Here is an 11,918-nt window from a genome sequence, read left to right on the forward strand (position 1 = left end):
CGGCAGGTCTCCGCCGCCCGCACCGCGCGTTCCGGCTCGCCGAGGACGACCGACACGACCGCGCCGGCCGGCCGGGGCGCGCCGGTGAGGTCGGCCAGGTGGCGGGCGTGCCGTCGGACGTCGTCCGCGAGAGCCGGGGTCGTGGTGAGGATCCCGAGCGCGGCGAGCGCCGCGCCGGCGCAGGCCGGCGCCAGCCCGGTGTCGAAGATGAACGTGCGGGCGGTGTCGATGAGATGCGCGCGCACGGCCGGCGGGCCCAGCACGGCGCCGCCCTGGCTGCCCAGCGCCTTGGACAGGGTGATGGTGGCGACCACGTCCGGCTCGCCGGCGAGCCCGGCGTCCGCGAGCGCGCCCCGCCCGCCGGGGCCGACGACGCCGAGGCTGTGGGCCTCGTCCACGACCAGCAGCGCGCCGTGGGAGCGGGCGACCGTGTGCAGCGCGGCCAGCGGGGCCAGATCGCCGTCCGCGGAGAACACCGAGTCGGTGACCACGACGGCGTGCTGCCACGACCGTTCGGTCAGCGCCGCGTCGACCGCTGCGACGTCGGCGTGCGGCGCGATGACCACCTGCGCCCGGGACAGCCGACAGGCGTCCACCAGCGACGCGTGGTTACGCTCGTCCGAGACGATGAGGTCGTCGGGCCCGGTGAGCGAGGTGAGCACGCCCAGGTTGGCCGCGTACCCGGAGGCGAAGACCAGCGCCGAGGCGAAGCCGGTGTGTTCGGCCAGAGCGTCCTCAAGGTCGCCGTGCAGGGTGGTCGTCCCGGTGACCAGCCGGCTTCCGGTGGAGCCCGCGCCCCAGGTGCGCAGTGCCCGCACCCCGCCCTCGACCACCTCGGGGTGGCGGGACAGGCCCAGGTAGTCGTTGCCGGCCAGGTCCAGCGGGCGGGTGGGATCCCCGCCTGCCGGGTCGCCCGGCGTGCCTGAGCCGGGCGCGCGCGGGCGCACGACCCGGCGCAGCCCGGCTTCTTCCCGGCGCCGGGCATGGCCGTCCAGCCAGCCAAGCGGATCGGGGACCGCCTTGGTGGTATGCGGGTGCACACCAGGAAGCCTAGGTCAAAGGTGACGCGATCATGGTTTTCGTGTTGCCGGAGACACTGAAGTCGGCCCGCCGAAGGCAGCGCGATCATGTTTTCGCGCTGCCGGAGGCGCTGGAACCGGTCCCGCCGAAGGCAGTACGATCATGGTTTTCGTGTCGTCGGGAGAGTGACCGGATCATGGCGGTGCCGTGATCCGGGAAAGCTGATCGGGCACACGTGCTCCGAGCCGGCGCCGCGTCTGGCAATCTGCCTGCGTGGGAACGCTGGAGGACCTTCTACGCGAGAGTACCGATCTTGGTGCGGACGACATCGACCATCTGCACGCCCTGGTGGCCGACTGGGCGCTGTTGGCCGACCTGTCCTTCGCGGACCTGCTGCTGCTCGTGCCCAGCCGGGCCACGGCGGCTCGCGGCGGAGCCGGCCCGGGAGCCGAGTTCCTGGTGGTCGCGCAGGTGCGGCCGACCACCGGGCCGACGGCATACCACAACGACGAGGTCGGCAGCGTTGTGATCAACAGATGGGTGGTGCAGAACTCGTGGCGCGAGCACCGGATCGCCCGGGAGGGTGAGCCGGAGTGGGACGGCGGGGTGCCGGTGCGCACCGAGGCGATCCCGGTCCTGCACGCCGACCGGGTCATCGCCGTGCTGGCGCGGGACACCAACCTGGCCACCACCCGGACGCCGAGCGCGCTGGAGTCGGCGTACCTGCAGTGCGCGAACAACCTGGCGCTGATGATCGCCGAGGGGGCGTTCCCGTTCCGGGGCAGCAACGCCGAACTGCCCGAGGCGCCGCGCGTCGGTGACGGGATGCTGCGCCTGGACGGCTCGGGGAAGGTCATTTTCGCCAGTCCGAACGCGCTGTCGGCGTACCGCCGCCTCGGCTACACCGGCAACGTCACCGGTGAGGACCTGCGTTCGGTGCACCGGATGCTGAACCTGCCCGCGACCACGCCGGCCGTGTGGCACGCGATCGGGCGCCGCCGTCCGGTCGAGGTGGAGCTCGCGGTCGGGAGCACGGTGGTGCTGCTGCGCGCGATCCCGCTGTTTCCCGGCGCCACCCGTGAGGTGCTGGTCCTCGTCCGCGACGTCTCGGACCTGCGGCGCCGGGAGGCGCAGCTGCTGAGCAAGGACGCGACCATCCGCGAGATCCACCATCGGGTGAAGAACAACCTACAGACGGTAGCGGCCCTGTTGCGCCTGCAGATGCGCCGTACCAAGGTGGACGAGGCGCGCCTGGCGCTGCGGGAGTCGGTGCGGCGGGTGACCTCGATCGCGGTCGTGCACGAGACCCTTTCGCAGAGCCTCGGCGAGTCGGTGCCCTTCGACGAGATCGCTGACCAGATCACGTCGGTGACGGTGGACCTGGCTTCGACCGGGACCAGGGCGAGCACGACCCGCAGGGGATCGTTCGGCCAGCTGCCCGGTGAGCTCGCCACGCCGCTGGCACTTGTGCTTTCCGAGCTGCTGCAGAATGCCGTCGAACACGCGTTCGATGGTTCGGCCGGTTCGATCGAGCTACGGGTCCGGCGGTATCCCGACCGGCTGGACGTGGTGGTCGCCGACAACGGTGCCGGGCTGCCCGAGGACTTCCAGCTGGAGCACTCGCCCCGGCTCGGCCTGCAGATCGTGCGCCAGCTTGTCCTCGGTGAGATGCAGGGAGCGATCCGCCTCCAGGCGGGTGCGGAGCGCGGTACCGAGGCCCTGCTCTCCATCCCGCTGCGCGACTGAAAAAATTTTTCCAAGATCGGTGTTATGAGGACCGTCGAGGTGGGTACAGCACCACCGTGCCTGGCGCCGTCCCACCCCGTCCTGGCCTGTCGTTTTCTGCCATTTCAACACCGGTCCAGCGAGTGCCGTCGGCTTCGCTGGCAAACGACGCGGACACGGACAGAAGCAGCTCCAAGGCACACGACAGCATCCCGGTGGCCCATACCTCATGGCATGGCCATCTGGGAAGTCGCCGTCCGGCTCGAGCTGGGGTGGTGCCTGCGGGTACTGCTCAGGCGGTGCGGACGCGGGTGCGCGCGGGGCGCTTGAGCGCTCGGCGTTCATCCTCGCTCAGACCGCCCCAGACCCCGGAGTCCTGCCCGGTGTCAAGAGCCCAGCTCAAGCAATCACTTGTCACGGCGCACCGCCGGCAGACGGCCTTTGCTTCTTCGACCTGGCGTTCAGCCGGACCGGTAGTACCGATCGGGAAGAAGAGCTCGGGATCCTCGTCGCGACAGAGCGCTCTGTGGCGCCAGTCCATGCGTACAACTCCCTCTCTCGTCTCGAGCCACACTGCACGTGAGACGCTTTACGAGCCGCCACGGTTGTGTCGCACTTTCCGGCCGCCAAACGGCTGCCGGGCCCGCGCGGCTTCTCGATCTTTCGACCGGATGCACCGTCGCGTGTGAACCCGAGGTGTATGGGGTCATCCACCTCGGACATTCGCCACCCTCCCACCGCAACTGGCATGGGCGCAAGGACCTGCAAGTGGCTTCCCACCCCTTACCGACCCCTGACCACCCGGTTTCGTCCGTTAGAGACACAGGTGGACCACTCTTTGCGGCGGATCGGACGACGGTGACACACAGACCGTCCTAGTACCGCCAACTCAGGGAACACGCACGCCTGGCAGAGCCAGGACGGCATGCCGAATTGGCATTCGCGGTTGTCACCCCGGGTTTCTCGCGCGGTTCCCGGGCCCGGAGCCTTCCGGATCTCCGACCGGCTTCCGGCCCGCGGGCGGGCCAGGCAGTGATCACGCACTTCCGGCGTTCCGACGCATCCGGCCTCGCCAGCCCTGGCGTTACCGGGGGCGCGGCCGTGATGGCATCGTTGGCGCATGCAGGTTCTTGGTCACCGCGGTAGCCGGGTCCCCGGTCCGGAGAACACCGCTGAGGCGGTGGACGCCGCGTTGCGCGCTGGCGCCGATGGTATCGAAGTGGACGTACGGCGCAGCGCCGACGGGGATCTGGTCTGCGTGCACGATCCCCGGCTGCCGGGGCGGCTGACCGGCCGGGCCGTGATCCGCCGGACGACCCGCGAGCTCACCGGTCTGGGCGTGCCCACCCTGACCGACATCCTCGACGCCTGGGACGGCCGTGGCCGCCTCGTTCTCGAGGTCAAGAACCAGCCGGGCCAGCCCGACTTCGACGCCCCCCGGGAACGGACCGCCCGGGCCCTGGTCGAGCTCCTGCGCTCCCGCGGGCTCACCCGGGCCGCCGACGGCGCGTCCGGGGCGGTGACCGTCTCCTCGTTCGACTGGTTCGCGATCGAGGCGGTACGCGACGCCGGGATCGGCGTGCCCACCGCGTTCCTCACCATGCCGCGGATGTCGGCCAGCGGCGGCATCGCCTACGTGCGCTCCGCCGGCCATCAGGAGCTGCACGCCCACATCTCCTCGGTGCTCGGCTCCCCGGACGTGCCCGAACGGGCCCGGGCGGCCGGCGTGGGCCTGGTGACCTGGACGGTCACCTCGGTGCGGGAGGCCGACCGGCTGCGGGCCGCCGGTGTGGACGGGGTGATCTGCGACGACCCGGCCGAGGTCGTCCGAGGGCTCGGCCGGGGAGCGGCCTGAGCGGGCGCCCGACGGCAGCGAGCCGGCAACCCCTCGACCAGGGGGCTCCCCGCCCGTTCCCGGCTCCGGCTCCGGCTCTCGGGCGGGCGCTCGCGTCCGGCTCAGGCGATGACGGGCGCTCAGCCGATGACGCGCAGCGCCCTCGGCTCGGACCGCAGCGTCACCCGGGTCTGCGGGCCGATGTACTCGCCGTCCATCTGGAACGGCAGCTCGCGCGCGGCCGTCAACGTGATCGTGCGCTGGTCGTGCAGCGTGTAGACGTTCTTGCCGTGGGGGCCCCGGGCGCTGTGCAGCATCTGCAGGCCGGCGTGGGCCGTGCGCGCGAGCGTCGGCCGGTACAGGCCGAGAAGGTCCAGGCCGGTGTCGAACGAGGCCGCCGGGCAGGCGCGTACCAGCTGGGAGTCGAAATACGTCCAGGGCGTCGTGTTGCACACCACGGCGGCCTGGACGGTGTCCGGCCGCGCGGCGCCCGGGCCGGCCACGTCGACGGCCGCCCCGGCGGCCCCGGCCGCCTGGCCCGGTTCGCCGGTGGTGATGGTGATGGGCGGGCGCCGGCGCCCCGCGCCGCGGACGAAATGCCCGAGCGCCGAGCGCAGGTACAGCCCCGGGGTGTTGCGGCGCCCGTGTACCCGCTTGCGCTCCACCCGTTCGACCACGGCCGCGTCCACGCCGAGGCCGGCGCAGAACATGAACCACCGGGACTGGCTGGTGCCCGACCGGCTGGTGAAGGTGGCGTGCCCGAGGCCGATCCGGCGGCTGCGCCCTTCGCGCAGTGCCTCCAGGAGCTCCCCGGTGGCCTCCACCGGGGAGGCGGAGTAGCCGAGCGCGCGGGCGAAGACGTTGGTGCTCCCACCGGGCACCACGGCCAGTGCCGGTGCGCCCGGGACCGGACCCGCCCGCAGGAGGCCGTTGGCGATCTCGTTGACCGTGCCGTCGCCGCCGAAGGCGACGACGAGGTCGACACCGGCGTCGGTGGCGCGCTCGGCGAGCTCGATGGCGTGGCCGCGGCTCTTGGTGGCGACGGTCTCCAGGTGCAGATCCGCGGCCAGGGCACTGACCAGGACATCCCGGACGCGCTGGGTCGTAGCCGTGGCGAGGGGGTTAACGACCAGCAGCGTACGCATGATGTCTACGTTAGCGGTTCAAGGCTTTCCAGGCGTCACGACGTAATTCTTGCCACCGGTGGAATCCCCGCCACCGGTGGAATCCCGCCGGCGGACATCCGCGTCTCCTCCACATCTCGACCCGCGTGTCCACCCGCATGTCGTGGTGGGGCCCGTCAGGCATACCCACCGGGCTTACGCGGCCGTGGAGAACACGTACTGTCGGCGTGTGGGTTCCAGGGCTGGATCCGAGCGGATCGTGCCGGCGCCGGCGGGCGGTCCGCAACATGACAACGCCTGGCGTGCTGCCCGGCGTGCCGTACACGCGTTGCGGGCCGCCGCGGTGCTGCTGGCCGCCGAAGGACTGTTACTTGTCTGCCTCGGCGTCTTCCTGGTGGTGCGGGGTTTCGGCGCGGATACCGACGACCGGGGCCGGGCCGAGCTCGGCGGCCTGTTCGCCGTTGTTGCCGGGGTCGTCCTGTGGCTGCTCACGTGGGCGTTGCTCGCGCGTCGGCAGTGGGCCCGTTCCCCGCTTGTCGTTGTTCAGATTTTGTGTATTCCGGTTGCTGTTGGCCTTCTGCAGGCCCATCGCTATGGCGAGGGCATCCCACTGGTCGCGGTCCCGGTCGGGGTGCTGGTGCTGATCGGTGTCTCCGGTGCCTACCGCCCACACCAGCCCACGGGCCCGGGTGACTCCTCCGGATGACCCGGCCCGCGCTGGCCACGAGCTGGTACGGCCGGGCCGCCACCACGCCCCGCCGGGGGCCCTGCCTCGGATGCCCACAGCCGGAGGATAGGGCCGGGCGGGCCCGCCCGGCCGCGCGGTGCGGGGCCCGTCAGGTGTCGTCCAGCAGGCCGCGGCGCAGCTGGGCCAGTGTGCGGGCGAGCAGCCGCGAGACGTGCATCTGGGAGATCCCGAGCTCGGTGGCAATCTGCGACTGGGTCATGTTGCCGAAGAACCGCAGCAGCAGGATGCGCTTCTCCCGTGGGGGCAGCTTTTCCAGCAGCGGCTTGAGTGACTCCCGGTACTCGACCCCCTCGAGGGACTCGTCCTGGACGCCCAGGGTGTCGGCCACCGCCGGGGCCTCGTCGTCGCCGGAGTCCGGCGCGTCCAGGGAGACCGCCGAGTAGGCGTTGGCGGACTCCAGGCCCTCCAGCACCTCCTCCTCGCTCATCTGGAGATGGGCCGCGATCTCGCTGACCGTCGGTGAGCGGCCGAGCGTCTGGGACAGCTCCGAGGTGGCCTTGGTCAGCGACAGCTTGAGCTCCTGGAGCCGCCGCGGGACCCGGATCGCCCAGCCCTTGTCCCGGAAGTGCCGTTTGATCTCGCCGACGATCGTCGGGGTCGCGTAGGTGGAGAACTCCACACCGCGCTCGGGATCGAAACGGTCCACCGACTTGATCAGACCGATCGTCGCCACCTGGGTCAGGTCGTCCAGGGGCTCGCCGCGGTTGCGGAAACGGCGCGCGAGGTACTCGACGAGTGGCAGGTGCATCCGGACGAGCTGGTCACGGATCTCGGCCCGCCGCTGGTCCCCCTCGGGAAGGGCGACCAGCTGGGTGAACAGCTCCCGGGCGCGTACCCGGTCGTTGGTCTCACCGGGATGGCCGTGGCCACGGCCGTGGTGACCGGCGTCGGGGCCGTGGCCGTGGTGACCGGCGTCGGGGCCAGGGCCGGCATGGTCGTGGTCATGCTCGGGACCGTGGCCGGGACGGCCCTGGGCCGCGACCGTCGCCTGCCTGGGGGCGGGGTCCGTCACCGACGTGCCGGGCGGCGTCTCGTCCGTGGCCTCCTCGTCCGCGGCGAGGAAAAGATCGTGGCTGTTGTCGAGGAAGGCCTTCGAGCGTTGCCTGGTCGTGGCCACGGCGTCCTGAAACGGTCGGGTACGCCCTGCGGTCACGGCGTGCCCACCGGCCCGCTGGCCGGCGCGCCGGCGTTCTCGGTCCATGGCGTCACAGGGGATGGTGCCACGGGGGATGGCGTCGTGGCGGCCGGTGCCGTGGGCGCTGGTGTCCTGGGTGCCGCGGCCCGGGGACTGTGGATGTGTTCCTCGGGTATCCCGCGCCGCTTGCGTAGCACGATGGTGACCCGCGAGTCCGCGTCCACGGCGGAGGACACCTCGTCGGCCAGCGCGGTCAGGACCGTCCAGGCGAACGTCTCGATGGACGGTGGCTCGCCGTCCAGGCTGAGCACCGTGACCGAGACGTCGATGACGCCGGGGGAGAGCTCGAAGGTGCATTCCAGAGCCGAGCCGGGGACGGCTGACAGCAGCAGCAGCGCGCACGCCTCGTCGACGGCGATCCGCAGGTCCTCGATGTCGTCGAGGGTGAAGTCCGCGCGGGCCGCCAGCGACGCCGTGGCGGTCCGCAGGACCGACAGATAGGCACTCGCGGCGGGCAGGGTCAGCTGGACGACGTCTCGCAGCCGTCCGCCGGGGACTCCCGCCCCGGGGACACCGCCCTGACCGCTGGTGGTTTCGGTCCTCGGCGTTGTGTCCACGGTGTTACCCCCTTGAGTGCCTTCTTGAGTGCCTTGCGGTTCCGTATTCCATCTGATCTCTTGACCCCCACCTGGGCAGCGGTTGTGCCGGTCGAGGCTGGAGACGTCCGCGCCCAGCTCATGCCACGTGAAGACCACCGTACCCAGTGCCGAGGCGCCACCGCAGGTCGGGTGATCGATTCTGCGGATTGTGTGGGTGATGCCGACTACGTCCCATCGCCGTTCGGGGATGCTCCCGCCCGCCGGCTCCGGCCGGAGCCGAGATTATGATCAATACTGGTTATGAGCTGGTTATGATCAGTGCTGTCAGCCGTGACGCGCAGGGCCCGGCTCCCCGGGCCGCCGGCGGGCCGGGAACAGGCGGGACGCTGTTGCCGGTCATGCTGTCCGCGGCGCCGCGGTCCCCCGGGTTCCCGGATCCCTGCGCGGAGGCCGTGCGGCCGTGGTACCTATGCGGCCTTGGTCTCCCAGAAGATCGTGGAGATCCGCTCGATGAGGTCGAGCAGCTTCTGCCCGTCGACCGGGTCGACCGAGCCCTTGGCGCCGGCCGCCCCGGCCGCCTTGGTGGCCTGCCAGAACAGGTCGTGGAGCTCGGGGTACTTCTCCAGGTGGTTGGGCTTGAAGTAGTCGGTCCACAGCACCCACAGGTGCTGCTTGACCAGGTCCGCCCGCTCCTCCTTGATGGCCAGGGCGCGCGCGCGGAAGGCCGGGTCGTCGTTGCTCTGGTACTTCTCCTGGATCGCCTTCACGGACTGCGCTTCGATCTTCGCCTGGGCCGGGTCGTAGACGCCACAGGGCAGATCGCAGTGGGCGCTGACCGTTGTCTTCGGACGTAGGAGGCTCATGCTGCCGTCCTTTCTCGTCTCGTTGGACGTCCTGGGGCAACTCTCGGGTGGGCACGCATGCCGCCTGACCGGAGGGCCGGGATGCCGCGGGCGCGCCCCAGCGGCCCTCGGAGGTGCTCCGGCCTCGGACGGTGTCGATGCATGGCTCCACCTTGTGGCAACTTACCCGGGTGAGCCGACATGTTGCCGTGCGGATGGTCTCCGTCAGCGGCCGCTCCATGGCGCCGACGCTGCGGGACGGGGACGCGTGCGTGGTGCTGTGGGGCCTGCCACCACGGGTGGGTGACGTGGTCGTCGCGCGGCTGCCCGGCCGTGGGCTCGGGGTGAAGCGGGCCGCCTTCGTCGAGCCGGACGGGTCGTGGTGGCTGCGGTCCGACAACGTGGCGGCCGGCACCGACAGTGCGACGTTCGGCGCGGTCCCGGCCGCGGACGTGCTGGGCCGGGTGATCGCCCGCTACTGGCCGCGGCCCGCCTGGATCCGCAGGGTCTCGTAGTAGGCCGTGCACGCGCTGTAGGACGGCAGCAGGCCGGCGGCCTCCGCCTCCTTCAGCGACGGGGCCCGCGCGTCCTTCTCGGACAGCAGCGGGGTCACATCCCGCGGCCAGGGCAGCGCCAGGTCGGGATCGAGCGGGTCGATGCCGTACTCGCGGGCGGGGTTGTACGATGTCGAACATATGTACGATATCGCCGCGTTCTCGGTGAGCGCCATGAAGGAGTGGCCGAGTCCTTCGGCGAGGTAGAGGCCCTTGCGGTCCACGTCGTCGAGCAGCACCGCCTGGTGTGTCCCGTACGTCGGCGAACCGAGCCGGATGTCGACCACACAGTCGAGGACCCGGCCCTGGACGCAGGAGACGTACTTGGCCTGGCTGGGCGGCACGGCGGCGTAGTGGATGCCGCGCAGCGTCCCGCGCCGGCTCACGCTGTGGTTCGCCTGGGCGAGGCTGAGCGGGTGGCCGACCACCTCGGTCACGGTTTCGGACCGGTACCACTCCAGGAAGGTGCCCCGGTCGTCGGTGTGCTGGCGGGGGGTGAACACCCAGGCGCCGGCTATCTCGAGTTCATGAACCTCCACGAACGCGCACCGTACCCGGTAACGACGCCCCGTGGGGGCTTCCCGGGAGCCAATGCGGCCCTACCTGACAGGTGGGCATCACCCGGCAGGCGGGCATCCCGGCGGCGCGCGAGGAGCACGCCGGCCACCGGTGACTGCCACTGACTGCCACTGACTGCCACTGACTGCCACTGACCATCATTGATCGCCGCTGGTCACCGGTGGTCCATGTCTGTTCCGGTATCGATCCATTGGTGTTCCGGTACGCCGTGCCGGCCGCAAAAACTATTCGGGACGCCCGGGGCACGCGCATGCTTCAGTCGAGGATATGGGGGTGTCCGCGGAGGAGGCGGCGGGGCCCGCGTGTCATATTGGACGGCATCCCCGGGCGATCCCCGGCCTTGCCGTCCACGCCTCCCACCCGTCGAGGCATCTCGTCCGAGGGAGTAGTGATGACTGCCACAACCGACCATTCCGTCAACCAGCTCGTTCCTGATGCGCCGGGGCATCTGCCGCCGGCCGTGCCCCAGCCTGCCGTCGCGCCGGACGGGCCGGGGCCGCTGGCCCGCGACACCGACCCCGTGTTCGCCCTGCACCAGGGTGGCAAGATCGGCGTTGCGCTGACCGTCCCGCTGAACGACCGGGAGGATCTTTCGCGCGCCTACACCCCCGGGGTCGCGCGGGTCTGCACGGCCATCGCGGACGAGCCGGGCCTGGCGGACGACTTCACCTGGCGGTCGAACGTCGTCGCGGTGGTGACCGACGGCACCGCCGTGCTGGGGCTCGGCAACATCGGCCCGGCCGCGGCCCTGCCGGTCATGGAGGGCAAGGCTGCGCTGTTCAAGCAGTTCGCCGGGGTGGACGCGGTCCCGATCTGCCTGGACTGCACCGACGCCGAGCAGATCGTGGAGACGGTGGCCCGGCTGGCGCCCAGTTTCGGCGGCATCAACCTGGAGGACATCTCCGCGCCGCGCTGCTTCGCCATCGAACGGCTGCTCCAGGACCGTCTCGACATCCCGGTCTTCCACGACGACCAGCACGGGACGGCGATCGTGGCGCTCGCCGCGCTGGAGAACGCGGCGCGGCTGACCGGCCGGCGGCTGGCCGACCTGCGGGCGGTGGTCTCCGGCGCGGGCGCCGCGGGCCTGGCGGTCACCCGCATCCTGCTCGCCGCCGGCATCGGGGACATCGCGGTCGGTGACAGCCGGGGGATCCTGCACCAGGGCCGGGCCGGCCTCACCCCGGTCAAGGCGGAGATCGCGGCGGTGACCAACCGGGCCGGGCTCACCGGCTCGATCAACGCCGCGCTGGCCGGGGCGGACGTCTTCCTCGGCCTGTCCTCGGGCACCGTGCCCGAGGATGCCGTGGCCTCGATGGCGCCGGACTCGATCGTGTTCGCGATGGCGAACCCCAACCCCGAGGTCGACCCGGAGGTCGCGCGCCGGCACGCCCGGATCGTCGCCACCGGGCGCAGCGACTACCCGAACCAGATCAACAACGTGCTGGCCTTCCCCGGTGTGTTCCGCGGGGCACTGGACGTGCGCGCGAGCCGGATCACCGAGTCGATGAAGCTGGCGGCGGCGGACGCGCTCGCCGGTGTGATCGCGGACGAGCTGACCGAGCAGCACGTCATCCCGAGCGTTTTCGACGGCCGGGTGGCGCCGGCGGTCGCCGCCGCGGTGGCCCGCCAGGCGCACGCCGACGGGGTCGCACGCCGGTAGGCATCCGGGTAGCTACCGTGGCGCCGCTGGTGGACGCGCTGCCAGCGGCGCGGCCGGCGGTCGTACCGCGCGGCGGCGTTCGCGCGACGGCCTCGGAC

General features: G+C 71.5%; 10 protein-coding genes and 2 pseudogenes. 5 read left to right on the top strand and 7 right to left on the bottom strand.

The annotated features are described in order from the left end of the window. Positions 1-1,040: 8-amino-7-oxononanoate synthase (locus NBX02_RS04625; RefSeq protein ID WP_250290132.1), on the bottom strand; the 1,040-nt coding region annotated here is incomplete at its 3' end. Positions 1,041-1,293: 253 nt separating this feature from the next. On the opposite strand from NBX02_RS04625, the gene NBX02_RS04630 reads away from it, so the two are divergent. Beyond that, complete coding sequence (locus NBX02_RS04630; RefSeq protein WP_250281780.1) at positions 1,294-2,766, top strand: sensor histidine kinase; 1,473 nt, start codon at positions 1,294-1,296, stop codon at positions 2,764-2,766. A 271-nt stretch (positions 2,767-3,037) separates the two neighbouring features. On the opposite strand, the gene NBX02_RS04635 is transcribed toward NBX02_RS04630, so the two are convergent. Further along, positions 3,038-3,286, bottom strand: a complete 249-nt coding sequence (locus tag NBX02_RS04635) for a WhiB family transcriptional regulator (RefSeq protein WP_013872459.1) — start codon at positions 3,284-3,286, stop codon at positions 3,038-3,040. Positions 3,287-3,865: 579 nt separating this feature from the next. Between NBX02_RS04635 and NBX02_RS04640 the strand changes: the two genes are divergently transcribed. Beyond that, positions 3,866-4,600 carry a glycerophosphodiester phosphodiesterase gene (locus NBX02_RS04640; RefSeq protein WP_250281778.1) on the top strand — a complete coding sequence of 245 codons (735 nt, stop codon included), beginning with the start codon at positions 3,866-3,868 and terminating at the stop codon, positions 4,598-4,600. Between the two features lie 119 nt (positions 4,601-4,719). Here NBX02_RS04640 and NBX02_RS04645 read toward each other — a convergent pair whose 3' ends face one another. Continuing rightward, complete coding sequence (locus tag NBX02_RS04645; RefSeq protein ID WP_250281777.1) at positions 4,720-5,724, bottom strand: diacylglycerol kinase family protein; 1,005 nt, start codon at positions 5,722-5,724, stop codon at positions 4,720-4,722. 208 nt (positions 5,725-5,932) lie between these two features. Here NBX02_RS04645 and NBX02_RS04650 point away from each other — a divergent pair, with 208 nt between their 5' ends. Next, positions 5,933-6,409 carry a hypothetical protein gene (locus tag NBX02_RS04650; RefSeq protein ID WP_250290134.1) on the top strand — a complete coding sequence of 159 codons (477 nt, stop codon included), beginning with the start codon at positions 5,933-5,935 and terminating at the stop codon, positions 6,407-6,409. A 130-nt stretch (positions 6,410-6,539) separates the two neighbouring features. Here the strand turns inward: NBX02_RS04650 and NBX02_RS04655 are convergent, their stop codons facing one another. The 3 genes and pseudogenes from NBX02_RS04655 to sodN form a co-directional block, all read right to left on the bottom strand. Then, positions 6,540-7,568 (bottom strand): RNA polymerase sigma factor SigF, encoded by a 1,029-nt coding sequence (locus NBX02_RS04655; protein ID WP_250281773.1) that lies wholly within the window; start codon positions 7,566-7,568, stop codon positions 6,540-6,542. A gap of 161 nt (positions 7,569-7,729) precedes the next feature. Further along, positions 7,730-8,203 (bottom strand): annotated as a pseudogene (locus NBX02_RS04660) (anti-sigma factor); the annotation flags it as partial. A 449-nt stretch (positions 8,204-8,652) separates the two neighbouring features. Further along, positions 8,653-9,048: a superoxide dismutase, Ni gene (gene sodN, locus NBX02_RS04665; RefSeq protein WP_250281771.1), complete on the bottom strand. Its 396-nt coding sequence runs from the start codon at positions 9,046-9,048 to the stop codon at positions 8,653-8,655. A gap of 95 nt (positions 9,049-9,143) precedes the next feature. Here sodN and NBX02_RS04670 point away from each other — a divergent pair. Then, positions 9,144-9,542: pseudogene (locus NBX02_RS04670) on the top strand (S24/S26 family peptidase); the annotation flags it as partial. Here the strand turns inward: NBX02_RS04670 and rfbC are convergent. Further along, positions 9,503-10,120, bottom strand: a complete 618-nt coding sequence (gene rfbC / locus NBX02_RS04675) for a dTDP-4-dehydrorhamnose 3,5-epimerase (RefSeq protein ID WP_250281767.1) — start codon at positions 10,118-10,120, stop codon at positions 9,503-9,505. The pseudogene NBX02_RS04670 and the gene rfbC sit on opposite strands and share 40 nt — an antisense overlap. 431 nt (positions 10,121-10,551) lie before the next feature. Here rfbC and NBX02_RS04680 point away from each other — a divergent pair, with 431 nt between their 5' ends. Continuing rightward, the gene (locus NBX02_RS04680; RefSeq protein WP_250281766.1) at positions 10,552-11,820 is read left to right on the top strand and encodes an NAD(P)-dependent malic enzyme; all 1,269 of its coding nucleotides are present in this window, start codon (positions 10,552-10,554) and stop codon (positions 11,818-11,820) included. The last annotated feature ends 98 nt before the right edge of the window (positions 11,821-11,918 follow it).

The sequence above is a fragment of the Protofrankia sp. CiP1_Cm_nod1 genome, from assembly GCF_920888515.1.
Lineage (GTDB): Bacteria > Actinomycetota > Actinomycetes > Frankiales > Frankiaceae > Protofrankia.

Bases quoted from the DNA above. Each gene is read 5' to 3' on its own strand.
- NBX02_RS04635 (WP_013872459.1), bottom strand. From the start codon at position 3,286: ATGGACTGGCGCCACAGAGCGCTCTGTCGCGACGAGGATCCCGAGCTC.
- NBX02_RS04640 (WP_250281778.1), top strand. From the start codon at position 3,866: ATGCAGGTTCTTGGTCACCGCGGTAGCCGGGTCCCCGGTCCGGAGAAC.
- NBX02_RS04645 (WP_250281777.1), bottom strand. From the start codon at position 5,724: ATGCGTACGCTGCTGGTCGTTAACCCCCTCGCCACGGCTACGACCCAG.
- sodN (WP_250281771.1), bottom strand. From the start codon at position 9,048: ATGAGCCTCCTACGTCCGAAGACAACGGTCAGCGCCCACTGCGATCTG.
- NBX02_RS04680 (WP_250281766.1), top strand. From the start codon at position 10,552: ATGACTGCCACAACCGACCATTCCGTCAACCAGCTCGTTCCTGATGCG.